Source organism: Bradyrhizobium sp. USDA 3650 (assembly GCF_054057395.1).
Window position 1 is genome coordinate 5,374,475 of the sequence record NZ_JBSRZG010000001.1, and the last position, 26,593, is coordinate 5,401,067.

General features: G+C 64.4%; 24 protein-coding genes, 1 tRNA gene and 1 pseudogene. 10 read left to right on the top strand and 16 right to left on the bottom strand.

Annotation, left to right across the window (positions count from 1 at the left end; translation table 11 throughout):
* Positions 1–4 precede the first annotated feature (4 nt).
* On the top strand, positions 5–757 hold the full coding sequence (locus ACVIN2_RS25160; protein ID WP_456767616.1) for a hypothetical protein: 753 nt from the start codon (positions 5–7) through the stop codon (positions 755–757).
* A gap of 240 nt (positions 758–997) precedes the next feature.
* On the opposite strand, the gene ACVIN2_RS25165 is transcribed toward ACVIN2_RS25160, so the two are convergent.
* Positions 998–1,768 (bottom strand): alpha/beta fold hydrolase, encoded by a 771-nt coding sequence (locus tag ACVIN2_RS25165; protein ID WP_456767617.1) that lies wholly within the window; start codon positions 1,766–1,768, stop codon positions 998–1,000.
* Between the two features lie 313 nt (positions 1,769–2,081).
* The gene (locus tag ACVIN2_RS25170; protein WP_007597127.1) at positions 2,082–2,543 is read right to left on the bottom strand and encodes an Hsp20 family protein; all 462 of its coding nucleotides are present in this window, start codon (positions 2,541–2,543) and stop codon (positions 2,082–2,084) included.
* Between the two features lie 221 nt (positions 2,544–2,764).
* On the opposite strand from ACVIN2_RS25170, the gene ACVIN2_RS25175 reads away from it, so the two are divergent.
* The gene (locus tag ACVIN2_RS25175; RefSeq protein ID WP_456767618.1) at positions 2,765–3,712 is read left to right on the top strand and encodes an alpha/beta fold hydrolase; all 948 of its coding nucleotides are present in this window, start codon (positions 2,765–2,767) and stop codon (positions 3,710–3,712) included.
* 165 nt (positions 3,713–3,877) lie between these two features.
* Here ACVIN2_RS25175 and ACVIN2_RS25180 read toward each other — a convergent pair whose 3' ends face one another.
* Both ACVIN2_RS25180 and ACVIN2_RS25185 read right to left on the bottom strand, forming a co-directional pair.
* The gene (locus ACVIN2_RS25180; protein WP_456767619.1) at positions 3,878–6,643 is read right to left on the bottom strand and encodes a di-heme-cytochrome C peroxidase; all 2,766 of its coding nucleotides are present in this window, start codon (positions 6,641–6,643) and stop codon (positions 3,878–3,880) included.
* 175 nt (positions 6,644–6,818) lie between these two features.
* The gene (locus ACVIN2_RS25185; RefSeq protein ID WP_456767620.1) at positions 6,819–8,615 is read right to left on the bottom strand and encodes an adenylate/guanylate cyclase domain-containing protein; all 1,797 of its coding nucleotides are present in this window, start codon (positions 8,613–8,615) and stop codon (positions 6,819–6,821) included.
* 246 nt (positions 8,616–8,861) lie between these two features.
* Here ACVIN2_RS25185 and ACVIN2_RS25190 point away from each other — a divergent pair, with 246 nt between their 5' ends.
* A complete protein-coding gene (locus tag ACVIN2_RS25190; protein WP_456767621.1) occupies positions 8,862–9,494 on the top strand; it encodes a LysE family translocator in 633 nt (210 codons plus the stop codon).
* Between the two features lie 6 nt (positions 9,495–9,500).
* On the opposite strand, the gene ACVIN2_RS25195 is transcribed toward ACVIN2_RS25190, so the two are convergent.
* Positions 9,501–10,253, bottom strand: coding sequence for a sulfite exporter TauE/SafE family protein (locus ACVIN2_RS25195; RefSeq protein WP_456767622.1), 753 nt, complete (start codon positions 10,251–10,253; stop codon positions 9,501–9,503).
* Between the two features lie 89 nt (positions 10,254–10,342).
* On the opposite strand from ACVIN2_RS25195, the gene ACVIN2_RS25200 reads away from it, so the two are divergent.
* Entirely contained in the window at positions 10,343–11,233 is an 891-nt protein-coding gene (locus tag ACVIN2_RS25200) for a LysR substrate-binding domain-containing protein (protein WP_456767623.1), read from the top strand.
* Between the two features lie 8 nt (positions 11,234–11,241).
* On the opposite strand, the gene ACVIN2_RS25205 is transcribed toward ACVIN2_RS25200, so the two are convergent.
* The 3 genes from ACVIN2_RS25205 to ACVIN2_RS25215 form a co-directional block, all read right to left on the bottom strand.
* Complete coding sequence (locus ACVIN2_RS25205) at positions 11,242–12,207, bottom strand: Bug family tripartite tricarboxylate transporter substrate binding protein (RefSeq protein ID WP_456767624.1); 966 nt, start codon at positions 12,205–12,207, stop codon at positions 11,242–11,244.
* Positions 12,208–12,226: 19 nt separating this feature from the next.
* The gene (gene hisN, locus ACVIN2_RS25210) at positions 12,227–13,009 is read right to left on the bottom strand and encodes a histidinol-phosphatase (RefSeq protein ID WP_456767625.1); all 783 of its coding nucleotides are present in this window, start codon (positions 13,007–13,009) and stop codon (positions 12,227–12,229) included.
* Between the two features lie 550 nt (positions 13,010–13,559).
* A complete protein-coding gene (locus tag ACVIN2_RS25215) occupies positions 13,560–14,450 on the bottom strand; it encodes an N-formylglutamate amidohydrolase (protein ID WP_018453348.1) in 891 nt (296 codons plus the stop codon).
* 380 nt (positions 14,451–14,830) lie between these two features.
* On the opposite strand from ACVIN2_RS25215, the gene cpdR reads away from it, so the two are divergent.
* Together cpdR and ACVIN2_RS25225 are read left to right on the top strand one after the other, a co-directional pair.
* On the top strand, positions 14,831–15,190 hold the full coding sequence (gene cpdR, locus ACVIN2_RS25220) for a cell cycle two-component system response regulator CpdR (protein ID WP_007597092.1): 360 nt from the start codon (positions 14,831–14,833) through the stop codon (positions 15,188–15,190).
* Positions 15,191–15,264: 74 nt separating this feature from the next.
* Positions 15,265–15,339, top strand: a tRNA-Val gene (locus tag ACVIN2_RS25225).
* A gap of 274 nt (positions 15,340–15,613) precedes the next feature.
* On the opposite strand, the gene ACVIN2_RS25230 is transcribed toward ACVIN2_RS25225, so the two are convergent.
* Positions 15,614–16,138, bottom strand: coding sequence for a DUF4440 domain-containing protein (locus ACVIN2_RS25230; protein WP_456767626.1), 525 nt, complete (start codon positions 16,136–16,138; stop codon positions 15,614–15,616).
* A 277-nt stretch (positions 16,139–16,415) separates the two neighbouring features.
* Here ACVIN2_RS25230 and ACVIN2_RS25235 point away from each other — a divergent pair, with 277 nt between their 5' ends.
* On the top strand, positions 16,416–16,658 hold the full coding sequence (locus tag ACVIN2_RS25235) for a hypothetical protein (protein ID WP_456767627.1): 243 nt from the start codon (positions 16,416–16,418) through the stop codon (positions 16,656–16,658).
* Between the two features lie 220 nt (positions 16,659–16,878).
* The gene (locus ACVIN2_RS25240) at positions 16,879–17,301 is read left to right on the top strand and encodes a RidA family protein (protein ID WP_456767628.1); all 423 of its coding nucleotides are present in this window, start codon (positions 16,879–16,881) and stop codon (positions 17,299–17,301) included.
* Positions 17,302–17,368: 67 nt separating this feature from the next.
* Here the strand turns inward: ACVIN2_RS25240 and ACVIN2_RS25245 are convergent, their stop codons facing one another.
* On the bottom strand, positions 17,369–18,460 hold the full coding sequence (locus ACVIN2_RS25245; protein ID WP_456767629.1) for an enolase C-terminal domain-like protein: 1,092 nt from the start codon (positions 18,458–18,460) through the stop codon (positions 17,369–17,371).
* 176 nt (positions 18,461–18,636) lie between these two features.
* On the opposite strand from ACVIN2_RS25245, the pseudogene ACVIN2_RS25250 reads away from it, so the two are divergent.
* Positions 18,637–20,200: pseudogene (locus tag ACVIN2_RS25250) on the top strand (adenylate/guanylate cyclase domain-containing protein).
* A gap of 135 nt (positions 20,201–20,335) precedes the next feature.
* On the opposite strand, the gene ACVIN2_RS25255 reads toward ACVIN2_RS25250, so the two are convergent.
* The 4 genes from ACVIN2_RS25255 to ACVIN2_RS25270 form a co-directional block, all read right to left on the bottom strand.
* Positions 20,336–21,559, bottom strand: a complete 1,224-nt coding sequence (locus ACVIN2_RS25255; RefSeq protein WP_456769803.1) for an ABC transporter substrate-binding protein — start codon at positions 21,557–21,559, stop codon at positions 20,336–20,338.
* A 158-nt stretch (positions 21,560–21,717) separates the two neighbouring features.
* Positions 21,718–22,647 (bottom strand): alpha/beta hydrolase, encoded by a 930-nt coding sequence (locus ACVIN2_RS25260; protein ID WP_456767630.1) that lies wholly within the window; start codon positions 22,645–22,647, stop codon positions 21,718–21,720.
* A gap of 133 nt (positions 22,648–22,780) precedes the next feature.
* Positions 22,781–23,275: a hypothetical protein gene (locus ACVIN2_RS25265; protein WP_456767631.1), complete on the bottom strand. Its 495-nt coding sequence runs from the start codon at positions 23,273–23,275 to the stop codon at positions 22,781–22,783.
* A gap of 231 nt (positions 23,276–23,506) precedes the next feature.
* Positions 23,507–24,076: an alpha-ketoglutarate-dependent dioxygenase AlkB gene (locus ACVIN2_RS25270; protein ID WP_456767632.1), complete on the bottom strand. Its 570-nt coding sequence runs from the start codon at positions 24,074–24,076 to the stop codon at positions 23,507–23,509.
* A gap of 79 nt (positions 24,077–24,155) precedes the next feature.
* Between ACVIN2_RS25270 and ACVIN2_RS25275 the strand changes: the two genes are divergently transcribed.
* Entirely contained in the window at positions 24,156–24,296 is a 141-nt protein-coding gene (locus tag ACVIN2_RS25275) for a hypothetical protein (RefSeq protein WP_007597071.1), read from the top strand.
* On the opposite strand, the gene ACVIN2_RS25280 is transcribed toward ACVIN2_RS25275, so the two are convergent.
* Positions 24,293–25,879, bottom strand: a complete 1,587-nt coding sequence (locus tag ACVIN2_RS25280; protein ID WP_456767633.1) for an ATP-binding protein — start codon at positions 25,877–25,879, stop codon at positions 24,293–24,295. The genes ACVIN2_RS25275 and ACVIN2_RS25280 overlap by 4 nt on opposite strands.
* Entirely contained in the window at positions 25,876–26,580 is a 705-nt protein-coding gene (locus tag ACVIN2_RS25285; RefSeq protein WP_456767634.1) for a response regulator transcription factor, read from the bottom strand. The genes ACVIN2_RS25280 and ACVIN2_RS25285 overlap by 4 nt, the downstream gene beginning before the upstream one ends.
* Between the last annotated feature and the right edge of the window lie 13 nt (positions 26,581–26,593).

Here is a 26,593-nt window from a genome sequence, read left to right on the forward strand (position 1 = left end):
GATCATGAAGTTTTTCACAGGATGGATGGCTGCCGCCGCGCTGGCGCTGGCCGCGACCGCCGCTCAAGCGCAAGTTCCAGCGCGAGGGGCGATGATCGCAGTCTCGGATTTCGACGGACCCTATGCGCCACCGGAGGCAGCGCCGCCGCCGCCGCGCTACGGCTATGGCTACGAAGAGCGTGGGCCGGCTCCGGTGCTGCTGCCATCGACCGAGGTCTACGCGGTGCTGCGCGAGAACGGCTTCTCTCCACTGGGCATCCCGCGCCTGCGCGGCGGTGTCTACACCATCGCGGTGATCGACCGCCGCGGCGAGGACGGCCGGCTCGTGATCGATGCCCGCGACGGAAGGATCTTGCGCTTCATGCCGGCTGCCGACGCCTACGGCATGGCACCGGGCTACGAGCAGCCTGCGGTTGCACCTTACCGCCCGCAAAGTGCGCTGCCGCCGCCGACCATGGTCCGCAGTGGCCCGCCCCGCCCACCGGCTCCGATCCCGCATGTCGCCAGCCGCTCCGTGCCGCTGCCCAAGGCGGCTCCGCCGCGTGAGGCCCCGGTCGTCGCCGCCAAGCCGGCCGAGCCTGCGACGCCGCAGGCCCAGGCGCCGCAGGCACAGCCTGTGACGCAGACCGCGGCCGCCGTGCCGTCCAAGCCCGCTGAGGTCGCACCGCAAGCCGCCGCGCCAACTGTGGGTCAGGTCAAGCCTGCCGCGACGATCCTGCCTACGCAGGAGATGCCGGCGGCACAGGGGCTGGACTAAGCGCGGGCGTTTGATGCGATGGCCCGCATCACACCAACGGTGTCGTCCTGGCGAAGGCCAGGAGCCATACCGCGAGGTGCATCATTTGAATGACGCGGGAGTACCGAACTCCGAATTTTCGCCAAACTCCTCCCTGGGGCAATGGGTCCTGGCCTTCGCCAGGACGACGTTGGGGAGAGAGTGGAACAAAAGCAAAGGCGCCTGAGCACTCAGGCGCCCTTGCACTATGACAACCGCCGCTCAGCTCCGGCCATACCCCGCCGCTTCCAGGATCAAATTCGCCACCTCCTTCGGATGCGACACCAGCGAGAGGTGGCCGGCATCGAGTTCGATCGTGGTTGCGTTCATGCGCTTGGCGAGGAAGCGTTCGAGATCGGGATTGATGGTGTAGTCGTTCTTCGACACCGCGTACCAGCTCGGCTTGGAGTGCCATGCTGCCTCGGTGGTGCGACCGGCGAAGATCGAGGCGGCGGTCGGCCATTGCACGGCGTAGAGCTGCTTGGCCTGCTCCGGCCTCACGCCATTGGCAAAATACTTCAGGAAGGCGTCTTCCGAGAGTTTTGTGTAGCCGTCGCGCTCGACGACGCCGGCGCGTGCCGGTCCCGCCGGAAACTGCTTCGACAGCGCGACGAAATCCTCGTTGGCATCGGGCGCCCGTGCGGCGACATAGACGAGGCCGCTGACCTTCGGGTCGGTGCCGACCTGGCTGATCACGGTGCCGCCCCAGGAATGCGCGACCAGCACGGTCGGGCCATCCTGTTCGGCCAGCACGCGCTTGGTCGCCTCGACGGAGTCCGCAAGCGACGACAACGGATTTTGCACGGCAGTTACGTTGAGGCCGGCGGCCTGGAGGATCAGGATCACTTCCGACCAGCTTGAGCCGTCGGCCCAGGCGCCGTGCACCAGCACGACGTTCTTGGCCTTGACGGTCTGCGGCGTCTGCGCATGAGCGAGCGTGAGCGGGGCCGCCAGCAGGCTCGCGGCGACGAAAAAGCTGCGCCAGAAAGTCATGATCGTTCTCCGTCTTGTTTTGGGTGCGATAGCCAAAGGACGACGCGCGGGCCGACGGCGTTACGCCAATTCACCGCTCTGTGATGCGGCGCAACAGTCCAGCACGGCCGTTCAGCAATCGGTGACGTCCCGGCGACGGCCGAGACCATCCTCAGGCAAGGTATGGCAGATCCGTCGTTCGGTATTTCTTCCGCGCACGATTGATCGAACTCGCGGCAGGATTCCCCGGCTCTCGCCGGGACGAGGAGAGCCCAACAAAAAAACGCCCCGGGGCACCGGGGCGTTTTCGCAACCTGGAAGTGGCCGACGTGATTTACGCGGCTACCGAGTTCTCGATCACCTGTGCGCCTTGCGCACCGGTGTTGATCGCGATCTGGCGGGGCTTCTTCGCTTCGGGAATCTCACGGACGAGGTCGACGTGAAGCAGCCCGTTCTCGAGCGAGGCGTTCTTCACTTGCACGAAGTCGGCAAGCTGGAAGGCGCGCTCGAAGGCACGCGCGGCGATGCCGCGGTACAGCACTTCGGCCTTCGAGTTCTCGTTGGCGACTTTCTCACCCTTGATCGTCAGCGTGTTTTCCTTCGCGACGATGGAGAGCTCATCCTTGGCAAAGCCCGAGACCGCAACGGTGATGCGGTAGTCGTTCTCGCCGGTGCGCTCGATGTTGTAGGGGGGATAACCGGGGCTGCCGTCCGAACCGGCCTGGTCGAGCAGGTTGAAGAGGCGGTCGAAGCCGACGGTGGAACGGTAGAAGGGGGTGAGGTCGTAGGTACGCATGGTCAAGTCCTCCATTGAGCGACTGTTTGAGTAACCCGCCCGCCAATCGGGCCGGGCTTTCGTCTGTGTGCAGCCTGATGTTCCGGTTCCGAAACACTGGTAGCGGCCTGCACCAAGGTGATATGGGTTGAGGAGAACGGCGTTCAAGAGGGCGGATACTTAGCCTTTTCGGCGCTCCCGCCCCCTGATTTGCAGCACTTCGTGCCCAAGCCCTCCCCATCATGACGCTGGTCTCGATACCATCCAATCCCGTTCCCGAAGACGTCGTCAGCGGCACCATCAAAACCCCCGATGGCGTCGAGCTGCGCTTTGCGCGCTGGGCGCCGCCGGCGAACCGCAAGGGCACCGTCTGCGTCTTCACCGGACGCAGCGAGCAGATCGAGAAATATTTCGAGACCGTGCGCGATTTGCGTGACCGCGGCTTTGCGGTGGCGATGATCGACTGGCGCGGGCAGGGCCACTCCTCGCGTCGCCTGCGCGATCCACGCAAGGGCTATGTCCGCGACTTCGCGGATTTCGAGATCGACGTCGAGACCTTCGTGCAGCAGGTGGTGCTGCCGGATTGCCCGCCGCCCTTCTTCGCGCTCGCCCACTCGATGGGCGGCACGGTGATGCTGCGGGTGGCGCATGCGGGCAAGCGCTGGTTCGACCGCATGGTGCTGTCGGCGCCGATGATCGACCTGCCCGGCCGCGCCACCTCGTTTCCGGCGCGGGCTCTGCTGAAGACGATGCGCGTGTTGGGGATGGGCGGCCGCTATGTCCCCGGCGGCACCGACCAGATCACCGGGCTTAATCCCTTCATCAACAATCCGCTGACCAGCGATCCCGTGCGCTATGCGCGCAATGCCGCGATCCTTGAGGAGGATCCGACCCTCGGGCTCGCGTCACCGACGGTCGCCTGGGCCGATACCGCCTTCCGCGCGATGAACACCTTCAGGGGCAAAAACTACCCGTCCGAGATCCGTCAGCCGATCCTGATGCTGGCGGCCTCCAGCGATACCGTGGTCTCGATCGCGGCGATCGAGGAGTTCGCCTATCATTTGCGCGCCGGCTCCCATCTCGTGATCGCCGGCGCCAAGCACGAGATCCTCCAGGAGCAGGACCGCTACCGCTCCCAATTCTGGGCAGCCTTCGACGCCTTCGTGCCGGGCACGCCGCTGTTCAAGTGAGGGGGAGCGACGGTGCGCTCCCTCGCCCCGTTCTTACGGGGAGAGGGTTGGGGTGAGGGGCCTCTCTCGGCACGCAAGATCGTCGAGAGACCTGTACCCCCTCACCCGGATTGCATCTTCGATGCAATCCGACCTCTCCCCGCAAGCGGGGCGAGGTAAGGCCTACTACAGCGTCTTCAGATACTCGATCAGATCGTAGCGCTCGTTGTCGTCCTTGAACACGCGGCCGATGACGCCGGGACGTTTTTCCTCGCCCGGCTTGCGCTCGAAGGAATGGCCGAGCACGCTGTTGCCCTGGATCGGATCCTTCTCCGACCCCACCGAGAATTCGGTTTCACCCGTCTTGCACTTCTCGTCGGCGGTGACCGCAAAGCCCACGGTCACGGGATCATAGTCGCGGCGGCCCATGCAGAATTTTTGCGGGCGCTCGCTTGCTGGCTTCAGCAACCAGTAGAGAGAGGGCACCGAACCGTTGTGCAGATAGGGCGCCGTGGCCCAGATGCCGTTCAGCGGACGTGCCCGATAGCGCGCTCCCCCCACCGGATTGAGGCAGTTCTTGCGTGCGAGATTCCACAATTTCGCTCGTTCGGCGTCCGGAGTCTTCTCGTCGTCCATCCATTTGCGAGCGACGAGATCCACCACCGTCATCAGCCCGAGCGCATACACCATCTCGGTCGGCGAGCTCGCGGTCGAGACGTCGCATTGCCACCATTTCTGGAGGTCGGCCGTATTCACCTTCAGGAAGCCGGGCAAATCGACGATCCTGTTGCTGAGCACGAGCGACTGTTCGGGATCCGTCTTGATCTCGCCGAGGGGGATCGTCACCGCGTTCAGCACCTTGCTGTCGCCGCTCGCCTCCCAATGGCCCGACGACCAGAAAGCCGGAGTGTCGATCGCCGGCAAATGGCATCCGGAACACATCTCCGCGTAGATCTTGCGGCCATTGTCGACCTTCTTCTGATCGAGCCTCCAATTGTCGCCGAGGATCTGCGAGGGCCATTTCGGCGCCAGCAGGCCGCCGAATTTCGGACCGGTAGAGGGATCAGCTGTCTTGAACGGATCGGGCCCCCTGAGCATGTCCTCGATCCAGCCGAGGGTGTTGATATGAACCGAGGACCGCCACAGCCTGTCCTCAGGGTAGGCGTCGGACAGGTTGAGCAGCGCCGTTACGCCGAGGGCTTCGCCGGCGTTGCGGATCAGCGGCTGCTCGATCGAGGCGTCGTACTGGGCGAACTTGAACCAGGGCACGGTCCAGATCGGGGGATAGCTGACCGGGGCGTCCTGGGCGTGCAGGTTCTTCTCGAAACCCTTAAGCCCGCTCAGCGCGAGATCCTGCGAAAAAACCTGATTGCCGATGCGATTGAGAGCGTCGAGGCGACCGAACCCTTCCTCGGTGTCACTCTGCTGCCGGCCGTTCCAGGTCTTCTTGCCTTCAATCGTCTTTTGCTGGGTTTTCGCCCAGTCGATCAGGAAGTTGCCGATCGCGCCGAGCTTCTGCTTGAGCGCGGCGCGGTCAGCCTTGCTGGCATCGGGGCCGAGCACGCGATCGGCAAAGCGCTGGAAGCGGAACGGCACGTAAAGCGTGTAGGCAATCGACAGGCCGGTGGAGAGCTCGAGCTTCTTCAGATCGGTCATGGCCGGGCCGCCGTCGAAACGCACGTCCACGCCCTGGTAATGGATCTGGCCGGTATGGCAGGCGGCGCAGGTCAGCCCGATCTTGTCCTCTTCGCGACGGCCGGTCGCGGGATCGCTGACCCCGGTCATCCGTGCAAAGCCGACCGGCAGGCCGTCGACGTTCTCCGCCGGCGTCCATCTGGTCGACCAGTCCGGCACCTGCGTCGTCTCGTAGACATTGGCGTAGCCGAAGCGGCGCAGTGACGTCGCATCGGTCTGGATCGACTGCGGGCTCGGGATGAACCCGAAGCGCTCGAGATAGGCGCTGTCCGTCATCATGCCCGGCCGCGAGAACAGATGCAGGCGCGGCTGCTCCAGGGCCATGAACCATTCATAAGGCACCGGGAAGGTCGCGGTGCCCTGGCTGGCATGGTGAAACCAGTGCCTGTCCTTCAGCGACCAGTTCTGTTCGAGCCAAAAGGCCGCCTTTGTCTCGGGGACCGCAGGCAAGGGCGGCGGCAGGAGATTCACGAGGATTCCCTTTTGCGGCAGCATCGCGCGAACCTGGTCGGGGAATTCGGCGAGCGCAACGAGCAAGGCGAGACCGAGGGCGACCAGCAGGGCCGCAACCTTGAGCGCGCCCCGCACCACGCGCTGGCAGGTCGACAGCACAGGCTGCGATACGAGCCGCTGGTTGATGCGAGCAGGGAATTGCCGCTCGTTGAACAGAGTGCGCACGTCGGCCACGCTGAGATAGCGGTCCTCACCCGCGCCCTTGCCCACGATCTTCAGGAGGATCGGCCACTCGAACTTCATCAGCAGGGGGTAGTACCAGCGCGCGGCGCTGCCGGCCCGCTTGAGATTGTCGCGCATGAAGACGCCGATTTCCGAGGCGTTGAGACCCGGCTCGGAGCCGCCGCCGTTCGGATCCTGGTAGGTCCGGCCGAAGCTCGCAAACCGCGCAAGCTCGTCCTCATCGACCTTGCCGTCGATGCCGAGGACGCGCGAGCCGGCACCGCGCTTGTCGAGAGGGCCGCCACGCAACGCGTCGAACTGCGCGCCGGAAAATATGCTCTTCAGGATGTGACCCAGACCGTTCGCGATGAGCGCTACGCCCCGGACCTGGATGCGGGCCGAGACCTTCTTCAGCCCGGTCTCGCCGCTCGCATTCGCGATCGTTTGCGACAGCGTGCCGAGCGGCACGGTTCCGCCGTCGACAAACCCCTCGCCGACGAGGCCGCGGAGGAATGGACAGGGATTGTTCGGCGAGACCTGGATCGAAGGGTCGAAGGGGGGCTTCGGAGCGGAGTCATGCATGGCCCAAAATCCTGAAAACGGCGAATCGTGAAATACAGACGCGGCGATAGAGCGCGGAAAGTCCTGACAAACCGACAACACGTTATACTACTTCAGCGTGTAGCGGAGTGTGGCTGAATTCACTGTCGTGTCAATAAAGGCGGAGGGGACATTGCCGCGTGGCCGCGGCTAGCCCTCAGGATTCGGCGACGCGTTTGACGTCGCTCGAGACCAAGGTCAGTTTGCCGAGCGGCACGCCCGCATTCAAGAGTCCGGCGCGGTAATGGGCGAGGTCCTCGGGCCGCTTCCAGTGGAAATTGCGCAAATGGCGGTCGACATTCAGGGTCGGGTAGTTGCCCATGAGCACGCGGGTCGCCTCGACCGCCTCGTCGCCCCGCCCCAATTGCGCCAGCGCCGCGGCGCGGATTGCCAGCGCCTGCAAATGGTTCGGGTTGATGTAGAGTTGCTCTCGAGCCCATGACAGGGTTGCGTCATATTGGCCCAGCAAATAATGGCTGAAGGCGTTCAGTGCGGCCCATTGGTAGCGCGGATCGCTGTTGTCGCGCTGTGCGGCCATCGAGAACAGCTCGATCGCTTCGCGGTGCTCTCCGATGGCGAAATGGCAGATGCCGAGCACGCCGCGCGCGCCGTTGTCGTAGGGATTGAGCGCGACGGCGCGCTTGGCGGCATCCATCGCCGCCTCGTAATGGCCCTCCAGCGCGTGGGTCCAGGACAGGATCGAGAACGCAAATGACGAGCGCGGATCGAGCCGGACGCTGGTTTCGGCAAGCTTCATCGCCTCGGCCCACATCTCGCGCGTGCCCTTGACCCAGCCGAAGTGGATGCTCTGGATCTGGATCGTGGCGAGATAGGCGTGTGCAATCGACAGCTTGGGCTCGAGCCTGATGGCCTCCCGGAACAGGTCGACGGCGATGGCCAGGTCTTCCTTGGTTTGCCGATAATAGTGCGACAGCCCCTTGAGGAAGCGGTCCCAGGCCGTGACATCGGTCGAGAGCCGCGCCGGCGCCGAGGCCTCGGCCCGGACGATCTCGGTGGCGATGGCGGCGGACAGGTTGGTGGTGATCTCGTCCTGCATCGCGAAGAGATCGCCGATGTCGCGGTCGTAGCGGCCTGTCCAGAGCTGCTCGCCGGTCTCCGGCGCGATCAGCTCGGCGGTGACGCGGATCTTGGCTCCGGCACGCCGCACCGATCCCTGGATCAGATAGCTGGCGTCGATCTCCCGCGCGATCAGGCGGGTGCTGACGTTGTTGCCCTTGAACACGAAGGTCGAGTTGCGGCTCAGCACGCGATAGAAGGATTGCAGCGACAGCGCGTGAATCAAATCCTCGGTCAGGCCGTCGGAAAAATACTCGTCCTGGGCGTCGCTGAGATTGGCGAAAGGCAGCACGCCGACGATCGCGGTGCGATACTGCTGCGAGAGGGCGGATGCCTCCCTCAGCGCGGGTGCAAGCGCCGGTGCACCCTCAGGTGTCCAGGTCCAGACCCCGATCGGATCCTTGATGTTCTTGAAGCGGTGGTTGCCGGCATCGAGCAGCGGCACGGTGAGATGCTTGCCGGCCTCCTTGTAGGCCTTGGCCGAGATCGCAAAGCCGCCGGGGCTCGCCACGGCTTCGAGGCGGACGGCAATGTTGACATCGTCACCGAAGACCTCGTCCTCGTCGGCGATGACGTCACCCATGTGGATCCCGAGGCGGAACTGCATGGCGCGATCGGCGGGCAGATGGTGATTGCGTTCCGCCATCAGCGTCTGCATCGCGATCGCGGCCTCGGTGGCGCCGACGATCGAGGGGAATTCCAGCAGGAAGCCGTCGCCGGTGTTTTTGACGACGCGGCCGCCGTGATTGAGGATGATGGGGTGGATCGCGCTGCGATGGGCCTTGAAGGCGGCATGGGTGCCGGCCTCATCGGTGCCCATCATGCGCGAATAGCCGGCGACATCGGCGCAGACAATGGCAGCCAGACGTCTTTCCATATTCCGGAGCTCCAAGAGACTTGCAAGAGACTTGGAAGAGATCGAGGACCGGCCACGGCGTGGCAGTCGCCTCGAATCCCGCGTTCAAAGAACCCGTTCCTTATAGAGCAGATGAGGCCGAGCGAAAGTACGAACCGCATTGCAAATTCGAGGTAAATCCTCGGCAATCCCGGCAGTGGACGGGGACGAGCGAACCCACTAAGCCGGCCTCTTGGGCCACGGTTGGGCGGCGGAGGCACGTCACACATGCTGGGTATTCACGAAATCTGGCTGTTCGTCCTGTCGGGGGTGCTGCTCAACATCACGCCGGGGCCTGATACGGTCTATGTGATCGGCCGCAGCATGCAGTTGGGCTGGCGAGGTGGCGCCGCGGCCGCGCTGGGCATCAGTTGCGGCTGCTTTTTCCATGTCGCGGGCGCGGCAATCGGCCTTTCGGCCCTGCTGATGGCCTCGTCGACCGCGTTCTCGATCCTGAAGCTGGTCGGAGCGGCCTATCTCGTCGTGACCGGGCTTCAGATGCTGTGGTTGCACCCGGTGCTGGCCTCGGCCGTCGACGAGCCGGTGCAGAGCTCGCTGCGGCGGGTTTTCCTCCAGGGCGTCTTCACCAACGCGCTCAATCCCAAGGTCGCGCTGTTCTTCCTGGCCTTCCTGCCGCAATTCGTCGCAGCCGACTCGGCGCACAAGCCGCTCGCCTTCCTGACGCTCGGCCTGATCTTCATCTGCACGGGAACGCTGTGGTGCCTGGTGCTGGCGGCGTTCGCGGCAAAGGCCGCCCACCGCTTGCGGAGCTCCGAAGGCGCGGTCGCCTGGGTCAACCGTGCCCTCGGCGGCCTCTTCATCTATCTCGGCATCCGCGTCGCCATGCTGGAGACGCGGTAACGTCTTTTACGCGAATTCCTTCAGCAGCGCGCTGCCGGCGAGATAGAGGCCGAGCAGGATCATCGCGATCAGGAACCAGCGGCGAAACGCTTCCGCCGGCATCCGCGCCCGCACCGTTTGGCCGATATACATGCCGGCAAACGCGCATGCCATGCCCACGGCGCCCGGCACTGCATTGGCCGGCGTCAACAATCCGCCCGCGGTGAGGTTGAAGGCGAGCGCCAGTGTCGCTGTCGTGAAGAACACGCCGAGCGCCTGCACCAGCTCGTCCTTCTCCATGCCGATCGCCTGCATGAACGGCATCGAGGGGATCACCTGCACGCCGGTTGAGGCCGAGATCACGCCGGTGACCACGCCGACCACGCCGCCGACCCATTTCTCGTTCTTTGGCGCAACGTGGAACTGGAATTTGTTCAGCCCGATGATCGCGTAGACGACCAGGAGCACGCCGAGCACGATCGTGCCGTAGCGCGCATGCGGGCCGGTGAGCGCGCCGGCATTGAGCCAGCACCCGATCACGGTGCCGATCATCAGCGGCCACAGCCGCCTCAGGATGTCGCGCAAATGGGGGCCGACGAAAGTCTGCCAGATGTTGGTGACGATGGCGGGCACGATCACGATGGCGATCGCGCGGCTCGGCGCCATGCTCACGGCGAGCAGTCCCATGGACACCGTCGGCAGGCCAAGCCCGACGACGCCCTTGACGAATCCGGCGAGCAGGAAGACGGCGGCGATGAGAATGAGGAGCGGGTCGATCATATCTGCACATTGACCGATGCCGCGCGTCGGCACAATCTGTAGCTTACGGAGAAAGCCTTCGTCTGGAGCGAAGGCTGAAGGGACCCGGGATGCGTTTCGACCTCGTCGACCTCCAGCTGTTCATCGCGGTCGCCGACCAGCGCAGCATCACCCGTGGTGCGGAGCGGTCGCATCTTGCCCTGGCTTCGGCCAGCGCGCGCATCAAGGGGCTAGAGGATGCGCTCGGCGTCGCGCTGCTCAAGCGCGGGCGCCGCGGCGTTGAGTTGACCTCGGCCGGCGAGAGCCTGCTCGATCACGCCCGTCTCGTCATTCACCAGATCGACGCCATGCGCGGCGATCTCGCCGGCTTTGCCAGCGGCGTGCGCGCCAGCGTGCATTTCCTCGCGAATACCTCCGGCCTCTCGGAGCATCTGCCCAAGGCGCTCGCCGGCTTCCTGCGCGAGCACCGCGACGTCGCCATCGACATCGAGGAGCGCGAGAGCACCGACATCGCGGCCGCGATCACTGCGGGCGCGGCCGATCTCGGCTTCGCCGCCGAGCACGCGCTGCCCGATCATATCGAGCGCTTCGCCTTCAGCGAGGATCGCCTGACGTTGGTGACGTCCAGGCGCGGCCCGTTCGCCGGCCGCCGCGCGATCGATTTCCAGGAGGCGGGTGCTTGCGAGTTCGTCGGGCTGACCAGCGCCACCGCGCTTCAGGTGCATATTTCGAAGCACGCCGCCCGGCTCGGCATGCGGCCGCACTACCGCGCGCGCCTGCGTGACTTCGACGCGATCTGCCAGATGGTCGCCGCCGATGTCGGCGTCGCGCTGGTGCCGGAAGCCGCGGCCCGCCGCTGCGCAAAACTGATGCCGCTCGCCATGGTCCGCCTGCGCGATAGCTGGGCCAACCGCAAACTCGTGATCTGCGCGCGAAGCTTCAAGACGCTGCCGCGCCCGGCCAAGATGCTGGTGGAGCATCTGAGGGCTGCGGCAGTGTGAGCTCTGCGCTACTTCGCCGTCTCCACGCCTGCGTCCTTGATCACCTTCGCCCATTTCTTCATCTCGTCTGCGATGAATGTGCGAAAATGCTCCGGCTCATCGCCGACCAGGGTTGCGCCCTGGGCGGCGAGCTTTTCCTTCACCGCGGGATCCGCCATCGCCTTCGTGGCGAGATCATGCAGCGCGGTGACGATCTCCTTCGGCGTGCCCTTCGGCGCCACCATGCCGTACCAGTTCTCGATGCGCAGATCGGCAAAGCCGGCTTCCGCGGTGGTCGGCACGTCAGGCGCGGTCGGCGAACGCTGGGCCGAGCCGACCGCGATCGGCTTCAATGCGCCCGCCTTGACCTGCGGCAGCAGCACGGGGAGATCCAGGAACGTCATCTGCACCTGCTGGCCCAGCAGATCGTTCACGGCCGGCGCCGCGCCGCGATAGGGCACGTGCACGATGTCGATCTTCGCCGTCAGCTTGAACAGTTCACCGGCGAGATGCGGCAGGCTGCCGGGGCCGGAGGAGGCGAAGTTGAGTTTTCCGGGCTGCGCCTTGGCGAGCGCGATCAATTCCGCGATGTCCTTTGCGGGGACGTTGGCGGCTACAACGAGCATTTCCGGCACGGTCGCAACCAGCGTCACCGGCGTGAGGTCGTTGAGCGTATCGTAGGCGACCCTTTCCATGCTCGGGCTGATCGCCAGCGCGCCGGCGCTGGAGATCGCGATGGTGTAGCCGTCGGGTGCGCTCTTGGCGACCGCGTCAGTACCAAGCACGCCGCCCTGGCCACCGCGATTGTCGATCAGCACCGGCTGCCCTGACAGCTCCGACATGCGCTGGCCGATCACCCGCGCGATAATGTCGTTGGGGCCTCCGGCCGGAAACGGCACGATCAGCTTGATCGGCTTGGCCGGGAAATTCTGGGCGCAGGCCAGTGTCGGAAACAGAAGCAGGAATGCGAGGAGGAGCCTACGCCGGGTTTTCATGCAGGCTCCTTTGAGGCGCTTATCCGTTGAGCAGTTTCAGTGCTTCTTCGTGAACCCTGGCGTCGCCGGCCGCGACGATGCGGCCGCCGCCCTGCGCGGGCTTGCCTTCCCAGGTGGTGACGACGCCGCCGGCGCCGGTCACGATCGGGATCAGGGCTGCGATGTCGTAAGGCTTCAGCTCGGTCTCGACCACGAGATCGACGTGACCTGCCGCCAGCATGCAATAGGAGTAGCAGTCGCCGCCATAGCGCGACAGCCGCGCGCCCTTCTCGATGCGGCCGAAGATGGCGCGGTCGCGCTCGTTCATCAGCAGCGGGCTGGTGGTGTAGGTCGTCGCCTCCGACAGCGAAGCACAGCGCCGGACCTGGAGCCGGCGCTCGCCGGAGGGGCCATTATAATGAGCCGAGCCGCTGTCGCCGGAAAAGCGTTCGCCGATGAAGGGCTGGTGCATCATGCCGTAGACCGGCGTGCCCTTGTGCAGGAGCGCGATCAGCGTGCCCCAGATCGGAAAGCCGCCGATGAAGGATTTGGTGCCGTCGATGGGGTCGAGCACCCAGACGTAGTCGGAATCCTCGCGCTCGTTGCCGAATTCCTCGCCGACGATGCCGTGCTGGGGAAAGTTGGCCTTGATCAGACGCCGCATCACCGCCTCCGCAGCGCGGTCGGCCTCGGTCACGGGGTCGAATTCCCTGGTCTTGCTCTTGTCCTCGATCGACAGCGAAGTGCGGAAGAACGGCAGGATGGTTTCGCCGGAGGCGGTGGCGAGCCGTCCGATGAAGGCGGAGAAATCGATCACCGTCACGGCGTATCCTCAAAAAGCGAAAGTCGGGTGAAGCTCACTCCTGCCTAGCTCAAATCGGAAGGATCGTGCAGCGCTGTCTTGCTTTTGCACCCTGGTATTTTGGATGCGGGAAGCGTTCGCCTCGTCGAAGACACCCGCTGGGCAAATATCGATCATTGAGTTGAAATCTTAGTTCCGGGCCTGCCTTGTTGGTATGCAAATGACTATCAACCCATTGAATTTCCTTATCAAAGGAACTGAATCTGGGTTTCTCTAGAAGCAACCGAGCTATGTCCTCATTGCATGGGAAACCGCTCGAAAGCCCTTGCACTTTGTGCGTCGCGGCCGCATATTGTTGCGGTGCGGTAGCGCTTCTCGCGTTACTGCTGCCCTCCTTGGGCGTTTCCTCCCTAGACTTGGGCCGCTTCTTCATTAGAAGCGGCCCTTTTTTCTTTCAGCCTCTCATTTCTTCAAGCCTTGTCTTTAAGCCTTGGCTTTCATTTCAAGGCGCGCCGCGAAACGCGTTCGCGCTGATCGCACCCAACACAGTCATTCGCAGAAAACGTCGCGCCTATTCCGCCGCGGCCTGGAACGGGCCGAGATCGCCGAACGGGACCGTGGTCGCCAGCACGTCGGCGAGCACGCCGAAGTCCGACGCCACTTGCGCAAAGCGCGGGCTGCGCTCGCGCCGCCGCTCGTCCATGTAGATCGCGCGGTTGAGCTCGAGCTGTACGGCGTGCAGGCCACTGGCCGGGTTGCCGTAATGCTCGGTGATGAAGCCGCCTGCATAGGGCTTGTTACGACCGATCGAATAGCCGAGCCCGGCCATAGTCTCCTCGACCCGGTCGGGCAACAGCGGCGTGCAGCTGGTGCCGTAGCGGTCGCCGATCACGATGTCGGGCCGGCGCGGCTCGTCGCGGGAGACGCCGACCGAGGGCATCGAATGGCAGTCGACCAGCACGACGGTGCCGAACATCTGGTGCACCTTGTTGATCAGCCGGCGCAGCGCGCGATGATAGGGCTTGTACAGCGTCTCGATCCGCCCCAGCGCGTCGTCGACCAGGATGCGCTCGCGATAGATCTCCTGGCCGTCGCCGACCACGCGCGGAATGGTGCCAAGCCCGCCGGCGACCCGCATCGAGCGGGTGTTGGCAAAGCTCGGCAGGCGCCCGGTGAACATCCGGGGATCGAGCTCGTAGGGCTCACGATTGACGTCGACATAGGAACGCGGAAAGTTGACCCGCACGGTCGGAAAGCCGCGCTCGCTGAGATGGCCGATCAGCTCGTCCATGAAGGAATCTTCGGAACGCCGCAGCGTCGGCAGGTCGATCCTGGAGGCGCTGAGGAATTCGTCCGGATAGGTCGAGCCGGAATGGGGCGAGTTGAAGATAACCGGCGCGCGCCATTGCGCGGGCTCAACGATCTCGAACGCTGGCGACTTGTCGCCGTCAAACCGGGTCATCTTCTCAGGCTTCGTCCCTTGGTGTCAGGCTTCGTCCTCGGTAATCAGGCTTCGCCCTTGGCGCCGCGCGATCCAACAAGCCCGCACCGGCCTCAACGCATTGATTCGGCCGATCACGCGGCTCTTATGTGTCGTCATTGTCCGGAATCGCAACCATCCTGCCAAGCGAAAAGATGAGATCTGCGCTGGAACATGTCTTAACCCTGCGGGCAGCGAGGTGGGGACCGGCAGGTACGGCTCGATTGCTTCGAACTGGTTTCAGGTTCACAAGGGGTCGGCAAGCACAGCCGGCTCAGGGTAAAGATTTTCACCCCCAAATTTACCCTCCGTCGGGCTTAGTGACTTCTGCTGATATCCTCTGGGGATTCGACATTTCCGCCATGCCAAAGATCCTGCTCGCCGAAGACGACAACGACATGCGCCGTTTCCTGGTCAAGGCGCTGGAAAACGCCGGTTTTCAGGTCTCGTCCCACGATAACGGCATGGCCGCCTATCAGCGGCTGCGGGAAGAGCCGTTCGAGATGCTGCTCACCGACATCGTGATGCCGGAGATGGACGGCATCGAGCTCGCCCGCCGGGCCTCGGAACTCGACCCTGACATCAAGATCATGTTCATTACCGGCTTCGCCGCGGTCGCCCTGAACTCGGATTCGGACGCCCCCAAGAACGCCAAGGTGCTGTCCAAGCCCGTGCATTTGCGCGAATTGGTCAGCGAAGTGAACAAGATGCTGGCGGCCTAAATCGGCCCCCTTCCGTCCTTGCACCGGCTCCCCTGAGCCGTTATAGGGACCCGACCCGATCTAGACGACATCTAGGGCGCGTAGCTCAGCGGGAGAGCACTACCTTGACATGGTAGGGGTCACAGGTTCGATCCCTGTCGCGCCCACCATCCTTCGCTCGCGAAGCGAGAGAAGGATGTCGCGCCGAAGCCCAACGGGCGCAGGCGGACTTTTTGCCGCGAGCTCCGGCTCGGCAAGCCGCAAGCTTCGCTCGCGATAGCCGAGTGAAGGATGCCACAGCCCAAAGGGCGCAGGCGGGCTGCCGCCGCGAGGCTAGGCAAGCCACCAATCTCATTGCGGCGAAGCGTGTCCGGCGTAGTTCCAAGAGCGGAGACGGACTGGTGCGCCTTGCTCATCTCCCCCAGCCAAGCGCTCGGATCGCGACTATTTCAGTTCCGTATTCGCGACCGGAAGGATGGAGGCAACGTGCCAGCCGTCCGGATCCTGAACGTAGGTCTGGCTGATCAGAAACGTATTTTGTTGTGGCGGCTTGCCCGGGAGGCCGCGCGTGAAAACGATAGGGACGAGGATCTGCATGACCTCGTTCGAGATCACGGCGACGTGGAATTTCGACATGTCGGGTTCGAGGTGCCAGGTGCCCTCGTAGTAATTCTTGAAGCGAGCGGCGACCGCATCGCGCCCTCTCGTCTCGACGCCTCTCGCAAACAACAGCGTGCTCGGCGAAGTCCAGAGCATGGCTTTCACATCGTCCGCGTTATGCGCATTCTGCGCGGCAATGAACTTGTCAAAGATGGTTCGCGCCTCGGCATCATTTGCGGCAGCCAGCGCAGATCCCGCCGGCCAGAACGTTGCAGCGAAAAACAGCGCTGCAGTCGTCGCGGCAAGATGGGAGCGTCGCGCAATCGGTCGTGGCCCGGCGCCGGCAAAAGACTTCCTCGGACGGATCATGTTCACCTCTCGTCATTTGCCGGTTGGCATTTTGAATGCTGGTTGTCATACCATCGATCGCTTCGCTGATTTTTCAGGATCGCGCGATCAGAGCTCACAGCTGCATCACAGATGCGTTGGTCCGGCCACGGTCGGATTCCGTGGGAAGTAGCGCAAACTCTCGCCGCCGGCATCAAGTTGAGTTATCGTCTAGCGGTGTCACTAGCCCGGATGGGCATCCGGGCCACGATGCCGCCTGGCGTAATCCGGGCGGACCACGGTGAAGGAATTCCGCACCATGCGAGCGAGCTGTCTTGCCGTGGCGATATTGTCGCTAATTGCGTCGCAGGCTGACGCCGCCATCATCGACTGGCAGGCCGAGCTCCAGCGCTGCCGCGCGCTGCGCGAAAACGTGGCGCCCCTGCTGCAGGCCGGCCAAGGAATATCCGCGGTCGGCCGCTCCAACAAATCCGTGCGTCGTTGCATATGGATCCAGCGCATGGCGGTACGCAGAAAAATCCCCGGCGCAGAGACGTGGTAGCGCGGGGGCCTCTCAGGGGGACGCCTTCTTCGGCCCGCGCCGCAGGTCCTTCAATCCGGTCGGATAGAGGCTCGGTGCTGGCGCCGAACGCGATGCCCGGCGCAGCCTTGATCCGTGACTAGCCGCCTGCCATTGTCCGATCCTTCACCGCGGCGGCGAACCTGGCATTCGGCGAACTGTATCGCTCACCGCGGATGTGGAGAGAAGGCAGGTTACCGAAATGAGTAGCGTGAACAAGCCCGGCGGCAACTACCTGCCGGTGATCATCCATAGTGGAATTGCGTATGTCAGTGGTCAGCTGCCGCGTCGCGGCGAAGACCTGCTGTACTCAGGCAAAGTCGGCGCAGGTGTCGATGTCGCCGCCGCACAGGAAGCTGCTGCGCTCTGCGCTGATCTCTGCATTTCGGCCATCAACCACGCAACAGGCGGAGACGACAAGATCGTCCAGGTCTTGCAGGTCGTTGGATACATCGCCTCGGCGCCTGGATTTACGCAGCAATCGCAAGTCATGAACGGCGCCTCCGACCGGCTGATCGAGCGCCTGGGTGATCGCGGTCGTCATACGCGTACATCTGTTGGCGTCGCCGAGTTGCCGCGGGGCGCACCGGTCGAGCTGAGTATGATTGCCGCTGTTCGGTCGTAGATGGCATGTTCGCTCGGTGATCGTCAGGTTCGAAGTCCGCGATGTGATGCGCCGCGACGAACGCGGCCTATTCGACCAGATACTTCTTCACCGCCGCCTCGTCCCACGCAATGCCGTTGCCGGGCTCCTCGCTCGGCAGGGCAAAGCCGTCCTTGATCTGCAAACGGGTCGCCAGCACCGCGTCGGCCCAATCGACATATTCGAGCCAGTGCGCGGTCGGTGTCACGCATAAAAGATGCGCGCTGACTTCCGAGAACAGATGCGTCGACATCTCGATCCCGGCGGCATGCGCCAGCGCGGCGGCGCGCAGCCAGCCGGTGACGCCGCCGATGCGCTGCACGTCGGGCATCAAATAGTCGCAGGCTTCCGCTGAGAGCGCGGTCTGCATCGCGAACGCGCTGTCGAAGTTTTCACCGATCTGGACCGGGGTGCGCAGTGCATCCGCGATACGGGCGTTGCCCTCATAATCGTCGTGACGAATCGGCTCCTCGATCCAGGTCAGCCCCTCATCGTCGAGCATCTCGCCGCGGCGGATGGCCTCGCTGACCGTCAGCGCCTGATTGTAGTCGCACATCAAGGTCACGTCGTCGCCGACGGCCTTGCGCACCGCGCGCACCACCTTCAGGTCTTCCCGCGCATCGGGACGGCCGACGCGGATCTTTGCGGCTTGAAAGCCCTCGGCCAGCAGCTTGTGGGCTTCCTCCACCGCGGCGCCCGCCGGCATGATGCCGAGTCCCTTCGAATTGTAGGCCCTGACCGGTTTTGGCGCGCTGCCGAGCAGCCGCGCCAGCGGCAGGCTTCGAGCGCGGGCCAGCGCGTCCCATGCCGCCATGTCGATGCCGGATTGCGCCAGCCGTTGCAGGCCGGCGAGCCCCAGCAGCGTGAAGCGCTGGGTCAGCTTGCGCTCGATCTCGAACGGCAGCAGCTCGTCGCCGGCGACGAGCTCTGACATTTCCGCGACCATCGCCGTCAATGGCTTCAAGGCCGATGGTGTGATCGAGAACAGATAGGCGTGCCCCCGCGCGCCCAGGTCGGTCTCGCAGTCGATCAGCACCAGCGGCGCCTTTGCGACCGCCCCGGTCGAGGTTTTGAGCGGGAGGTTCATCGGCACAATGACGGGGCGCGCATTGAAGCGCCTGATGCGGACGGTCTCGGTCATTTGATGGATCTCCCGGTGGAGTGAATGCAGATTAATGCCGATCTTAAACATTCGCCGTGAAACGAAAAGCCGCTTGGCGCGACCACCATAAAATGGGGTTGCGCGGGAGCGCGTTTATTGGCTCTGTTCCGCATCCCCCGAGTTCGAGACAAGAACGCTCATCACGGAGCCAAAGAGTGAAGCAAGAGATCTCCGAAGAACAGCGCAAGAGCGGCATCCTGACCGGCGCCGCGGTCGCCTTCCTCCTGCTCGCCTTGCCGCTCGCGGTGTGGCTGGACCTGACCGAACTCAGCAAGACCGCGCTGCGCCGGCAGGCGATCGACCTGAATTCGGTGATCACGAGCGTGCGCAGCTATTACGCGACCAACGTGGTCGGGCGCATCATCGCCAATCCGAACGGCACGACCAGGGTGGTTCACAACTACGAATCCGTCCCCGGCGGGGTCCCGATCCCGGCCACGCTGTCGCTGGAGCTCGGGCGGGTAATCGGCGCGCAGCAGGAAAACATCACCTACCGTTTCGTCTCGGACTTCCCGTTCCAGAATCGCGCCCCGCACCAGCTCGACAAGTTCGAGAAGGACGCGCTGGAGGCCCTGCGCGCCGATCCCGAGCAGAAGATCGTCGAGACCGAGACCTCGCTGTTCAACGACAAGGTCCGGCTGATCGCTCCGGTGATGATGGGCCCGGCCTGCGTCAGCTGCCACAACAGCCACCCCGAGAGCCCGAAGAAGGACTGGAAGGTGGGTGACGTCAGGGGCATCCAGGAGGTGATCATCGCCCAGCCGATCGCCGCCAATATCTTCTCGTTCAAATTCCTCTTGGCCTATTTCCTGATCGCGGCCGGCAGCGGCTTGTCGTTTCTCTCGCTGCAGCGCCGTCAGGCGAGCCGCATCAAGGGCATGAACAAGGAGCTCGAATCCGCCAACGACTTCCTGGCTTCGCTGTCGATGAAGATCTCGCGTTACATTCCGCCGCAGGTCTACCGAAGCATCTTCTCCGGCCAGAAGGACGTCACCATCCACACCGAACGCAAGAAGCTCACCATCTTCTTCTCGGACATCCAGAACTTCACCGCGACGGCGGAGCGGCTCCAGCCGGAGTTGCTGACCCAGCTTCTCAACGAATATTTCACCGAGATGTCGGCGGTCGCCCACGAATTTGGCGGTACCATCGACAAGTTCATCGGCGATGCCATGCTGATCTTCTTCGGCGCCCCCGAGACCAAGGGCGACCGCGCCGACGCGCAGGCCTGCCTCCGGATGGCCTGGCGCATGCAGCACCGCCTCACCGAGCTCAATGCGAACATGGCGCGCCTCCGGCATCGAGCTGCCGTTCAAGGCCCGCATGGGCATCAATTCCGGCTATTGCAATGTCGGCAATTTCGGCAGCAGCGACCGCATGGACTACACCATCATCGGTGCCGAGGCGAACCTCGCCGCCCGCCTGCAATCGATCGCCGAGCCCGGCGGCATCGTGCTGAGCTATGAAACCTTCGCACTGGTCAGCGACATCGTCCGCGCCCACGCGCTGCCCGCGATCACGATGAAGGGCATCAGCCGCGAAGTGATTCCGTACTCCGTGGATGCGCTGAACGACGCTTCAGTGGAGACAAGCGGCATCATCACCGAGCGCGCACCGGGGCTGGAGCTCTATCTCGATCCCGCGGTGGTCAAATCCGGCGACGCAGCGCGGGTGCGCTCGCTGCTGGAGAACGCGCTGGCCTCACTGAAGCCTGCGTGAGGGAGCGGACAGACTTGCGGAGCCGCTTGTGTGATCGCGAGAGTCCCCGTGTGGCCCCCTCTCCCTAACCCTCCCCCACGAGGGGGGAGGGCGGGGGAGAGGGGTAAGCCCAGCAAAAGGTGGGCGTCAGTCACCTCACCGCGCCGCGCCTTCCGTGAAGGCGGTTTCGATCACCTCGCCAAAAGGTTGCCACGAGCGCCCGTCGAACTGGACCAGCCGCATCTGCCTGATCGGCAGGTAGCTGTTTGGCGAGGTGTTCATCCTGATGTTCGGCAGGGCGACCGAGGGCTGATAATTCCTTAGCGAAGCAGCCTGACGCATGATGTTCTCGCGCGATAAATCGTCGCCGCATTGCTTCAGCACTTGCGTCAGCGCCTCTGCCGCGGCGTAGCCAAAGAGTGCAGCGCTGCTGTTGGTGCTTTCGTCGTGATGGTACTTGTCCATGAAAGTGAACCAGTCCTTCATGGCGGGATCGTCTTTCCATGCGGGATCGCTCGGGTCCTTCAGAAAGGCCGCCGAGATCACGCCGGAGGAATTCTCCAGGCCTGCGGGCGCCATCGCGTTGGCGATCGAGGCGGAGGCGTCGTTGACGATGAAGACCGGGCGCCATTTCATTGATGCCGCCAGCTTGATCACCTTGGACGCCGTCGACGGCACGCCGAGAAAGACGAAGATATCGGCGCCTGCGCGCTTGAGGATCGAGACGTGTCCGTCAAGATGCTCATCGGCAATGTCGAAGGCGATATCGACGAGGACGAGACGGTTCAGATCGCCAAGACCTTCCTCCATGCCCTTGAGAAGCGCACGCCCGAACTGGTCGTTCTGCCAGAGCACCACGATCTTCTTCCTGGGATAATAGGCCTGGAGATAGTTGGCGTAGATGCGCCCCTCCGACCGGAACGACGGCTGCCAGCCCATGGTCCAGGGAAACGCCTTGGCCTGGCTCAGCTCCTCGTCGCCGGAGGCGACGAACAGCTGCGGGATCTTCTTCGCGTTCAGATACCAGCGCGCGGCGAGATTGCCCGGCGTGCCGAACGATCCGAACATCAAATGCACGTCGTCCGTCTCGACCAGCTTGCGCGTCAGCTCCAGCGCGGTGGTCGGGTCGGAATTGTCGTCGCGGGTGATGAAGCGGATCTTGCGACCGTTGACGCCGCCGCGCGCGTTGATCATGTCGAAATAGGCCGCTTCCGCCTGACCGATGGCGCCGAACTCCGAGAGCGGTCCCGAATACGGCATGACATTGCCGATGCGGATTTCGTTGTCGGCGGTGGGTTGATCGGCGCGTTGCTCGGACATCGCACCGAGCGACGCGAACGCGATCATCGAAACGAACAGCATTCTGCCGGTGACGCCCATGCTCAACACCTTGTCGTTGGCCCCCAACGAGGTCGGCTCAGTCCGCAGCAAGGCGAGTTGATCTACGTCAAGCGTTTGTCATTCGTGTGTCTTGGCAGCTCGTTTCGAAGTTGCTCGTCGCGCCGGGCCAAATGGCAGCCGTACTGACGGAGGGGCGCCTACGGCAGACCGCGCGCCTCGAGCTGATGCACCAGCAGCAGCGTCGGCTCGGCGAGGCTGTCGCCGGAGCCGTCGAGGCCGAAGGCGCTGGCGATGCCGTCGCGGCTGCGCAGCAGCGCGCTGCGCGGACAATGGCCGGCGCCGCAGAGCGTCTTCTTCAGGATTTCGCCCTGAGCCGTGATGCCGGCGGAATCATCCGCAGCCCAGGCCAGCACGATCGGGACGTCGACATTGAGGATGCCAGGGAAGACCGAGCGCTTGTTGTACTGGCTGGCGTCGCTACCAAGATAGGCCTTCTCGCTGTCGCTCGCGTCCTTGCCGGCGCGGTAGACCCCGGACACCAGCACGACCGCCGCGACATCGGCGCGGTCGGTCTGGAGTTCGGGATGGGCCAGCAGGGTGGCGACATGGAAGGCGCCGGCGCCGTAGCCGACCGCGACGATCTCGCGGGCATCGCCGTTGAACAGGTCGATATTGCCGTGGACCCAGGACAGCGCCGCCGCCACGTCGGTCGCACCTGCCGGCCACGTCGCCGAGGGCGCCAGCCGGTAGTTGATGCGCACGCCGATCATGTCGTTGCGCGCGGCAAAGCACATGGCCTGGTCCTGGATCTGGCGCGCCAGCTCCGGCGCGGCGCGGTCGCCGGTGAAGGTGTCGCCGGTCACGAACAGCAGCACCGGCCGCGGCGTATCCGCCTTGGTCGTGGCGGTGGCGACATCGAGCACATTGGCTTCGCTCTCGCCGTAGCGCAGGCCGCGCGAGAAGGTGACCTGCTCGCACAGCCGCGCGGTGCCGCCCGCGGTGGTGTCGTTATCGGTGAGGCCGACCCGGACGAGATCGGACGGCGCGGCCGACAGCATCGGCAGGGGACCGTGTGCCGAGGCCGCCGTCACGCCCAGAATCAGAAAAAATGCGAGAAAATTCTTCATGTCGGTGTCGGCCCTGCGTGCCCGATATGGGCTCGCGCGTTTGGCCCGTCTTTTCAATTCGCCTTATTAGTTAGTTGGCCATGAGGCGATTTCACGGCACCCATGGTTCTCTCGGCGCGTCCCCACGCGTGGGTCAATTCCCCGGCTGGAACGTGCAATCCGCCCCGCTGCCGTCCTTCCGGCGGATGGCGTTGGGGTCGATCGTGCAGCTCAGCTTGGTCAGGCTCTCGAAATTCGATCCCGCGGCGCCGTCGGGCGGAATGCCGGCCAGGGCTTCGGTGGCGAAGATCTCGCTGGCCGTGGAGCCGTTCACCGTCCTGGTCTTCTTGCCGAAGGTGACCTCGCAGTTCCGCACGGTGATGTCGACATTGCCGGCGCGACAGACGATTCGATCGGCGGTCACCACGATCGGCTTCTTGTAGGGAATGTCGCTGTTGGCCGCGAACAGCATCGCCATCGCCTTCTTCTCGGCGCCGGACAGGACCGACGACAGCGGAGCGATCACCCCCGCGAGCGCCAGCGCCGTCGAGCCTGAGACTTTTGCGGGCGTCGCGTCGGAGGCGGCGGCGACGCCGGAGGCGGTTGCGACGATGAGGGTGGAAGCGAGGATCAATCGACCGGGCTTCATCTTGCCTCCAGGGATCTGCCATCGCGGCTTCCCTTCCGGGCGGCGCGTGGAACCAGTTTAGCATGTAAAAGCGAATTGGAAGGCAAGTTCGCCGGGTCTTGCACCTTTGCGCGGCGCGGCTGTTTTGCCCCGAGGTGTCAAACGGTTACGCCACGCGGCCGAACCTCGCGCCGACACGGCCGTTCTACTGTGCATGGGGTTGTTTTCGCGTTTTTTTGTTTGGCCGGCCGGTCAGGGCTGCTTCATCGTCCGGAAGGTGATGGAATAGCGGCGCGCCTCGACCGGCGGGATGCTGTGCTCCCATTGCGACCGCGCCTCGCCGTCCATCATGTAAAGCGAGCGCGGCCGGGCTTCGAGCGTGTGGCGCTCCCATTTGTCGCCGCTACGGCGGCGGAAGCGGAATTTGCAGGACGAGCCCAGCGACAGGCCGAGGATTTTGTCGAAATGCGGCTTGTCGCGGTGCCAGCCGATGCCGACGCCGCCGTCGTATTCGGTGCAGAGCACCTGCCGGACGCTGCCGCCGGCGAGCCCCGACCATGCCTCGACCTGCCGCGCGACGGGGACGACCCAGTCCGGGATCGGCTCGGCCTCGGCCAGCCGCTGCAATGTGTAGTCATAGCGATAGCCGAAGGACGCCACCCGACGGTTGCCCTCGAAGGCGCCGAACTGGAAGCGCTGGAGCGGCAATGCTGCGATGCGGCCGATGAACGCCTGCTCGACGGCGGCCTCGACGAAGTCATCGGTGTAGCGAAGGCCCGCGGGCCCTGCTTGCGGATCGGCGAACAAACCAAGCTGCGTCATTCCTCGCATTTCCGTGATGGAACCTAAAGGTGGCTGATGCGACTTACATATGACGCGGAAAGTAACGTGCGAGGCTGTCATGGCAGAGAAGCATACCGCCGATCCGGCAGAGATCATGCGGGCAACCGGTCATCCTGAGCTGGAATACGCCGCCGGCTGGACCATCGCCGGTCTGGTCACCATCGGCACCATCGTCGCCGCCTGGGTGTTCGCGATCTAGGCCATTGGAAACTGGAGCTCGAACGCCGCGCCCTGATCGGTCGGCTTGAGCCTGATCGAGCCACCATGGCTCGCCATCACCGCGCGCGCGATCGCGAGCCCCATCCCGGTGCCGCCCTGGTCGCGGCGGGTGGTGAAGAACGCGTCGAAGATCCTGTCGCGGTTCGGCGCCGAGATCGGCTCCCCGTCATTGCTTATCGTCAGACGCAGGGTCGTGCGCTCGTCGACCGCCTCCAGCTTGATGGCCCCAGCCTTGTGCCGCATCGCATTGTCGGCAAGATGCGACAGCACGATCAGCGCCTTCTCAGCCGACATGCCGATCATCAGGTCGAGGCTGCCGCTGGCCTCGATCGAACTCGTCGGAAAGCGGCTCCTGAGGTCGGCAATCACGGGCGCCAATTCCGTGCGCTCGTTTTGCGGCAGGCTTTCGGCACGCGCGAGTTCGCGCAGCCGCTGCGCCATCGCTTCCAGCCGCTTTGTGTCGGACAGGATGTTGGCGATGAACGTCTCCTGCTCGGCCGGCGTCAGGCTGCCCGCTTTGCCCTGAACCGAATCCTGCAACAGCTCGGCGGCACCCTTGATCGAGGTCAGCGGTGATTTCAGCTCGTGGGTGAGGTGGGCCGAGAAGGTCGCGATATAGTCCGAGCGCCTTGCGAGCTGTTCGGCCATGCCGAGGAAGCTGTGCGAGAGCTGGGCGAACTCGCGGGTGCCGTAGTGCCGGAGCGGCCTGAACGCCTCGCGGTCGCCGCGGCCTATTCTGGTGGCGCGATCGATCAGCTCGCGCATCGGCAGCGTGATGGTGCGCGAGAATACGAGGCCGATCGCGATCGTGCCGAGAACCACGGCGAGCGCCGCCAGCACGAACTTGGCCCGCTCCTGGTAGAGATGGTCGAAGATGTTGCTCGGCGTCCGCGTCGTGTAGATCACCCCCGCGACGCGGTTGTTGACGATGACAGGCATTGCCGAAAACACGTGGACGCCGAGGCCGCGGCTGAAGGAATAGATCGACGGCGGCGGCTTGTCGGGCACGCGGTTGCGCAAGGTGGCGCGGTATTGCCCATGCAGCGCGTCCGCGACCTCCTCGATGTGGGCGAGCGATTGCCCGACCTCCTGCCGCCCCGCGATCACCACGCCTTGGGGATCGAGGATGCGAAAGCCTGCCAGCGTCACCTTCTGGGTCTCGCGGATGATCGGCGTCAGCTTTGCGCCGATCTCGACATAGGCCGGCTGCGCTGGCCGGATCGGGGCCAGCGCATCCGGTCGCCGCCTGAGCAGATCGTTGGCGGTGAGGTCGAGCGCGGCTCGGATCGGCGTGACCTGATCGCCGGGATCGGGCAGCACGCCGGGCGCCACCTCCGGGCCGAGGATCAAGCCGCTGTCTAGCCTTGCCGTGACCTCCTGCGCATAGATCGTCGCGAGCACGCGGCTCTGCGCGATCAGTTCGGCCTGGGTCTGGCGGATCAGCTGATTGTCGTAGAGACGGAAGAAGAACAGGCCGACCAGCGGCAGCACGCCGACCGTCGCCAGCACCGTGAAGATCACGAGGGTGAGCGACGGCCGCCATTTGTCTGGCGCCGCGCTCATGCGTCCTTCTCGCAGCGGCCGAGCTTGAAACCGACGCCGTGGATGGTCTCGATGACGTTGTCGCAGGCCAGCGCCGCGAGCTTGGCGCGGATGTTGCGGATGTGGCTGTCGATGGTGCGGTCGGAGACCTGGATGTTGAGCTGGTAGGCCGCCCGCATCAGCTGCTCGCGATTGAACACCGAGGTCGGCCGGGTCAGGAACGCGCGCAAAATGCCGAACTCGATCGCCGTCAACTTCAGCGGCGTGCCGGCGAAGGACGCGAGATGCTGCTCGGGATCGACCAGGAGGCCGCCTTGCGCGAGTGCCGACGGCCCCGCCTTGGCCTCGCCATTGCGGGGGCTGAGGCGGCGCAGGATGACGTTGACCCGCGCCACCAGCTCGCGCGGGCTGAACGGCTTCGTCACGTAGTCGTCGCCGCCGATCTCGAGCCCGAGGATGCGGTCGATCTCCTCGTCCCGGGCCGACAGGAACAGGATCGGCACGTCGGAGGCTTTGCGCACCTCGCGGCAGACGTCGAGGCCGTCGAATTCGGGCATGCCGATGTCGAGCACGATCAGGTCAGGCCTGTCGGCGGCAAAGCGGCTCAGCGCCTCCTTGCCGTCGCGCGCCTCGATCACGTCCATGCCGGCTTTCTTCAAAGCGACGCGGATGACCTCGCGGATATGGCCTTCGTCGTCGACGATGAGAATGCGATGCGCCAAGAATCTCTCCGCT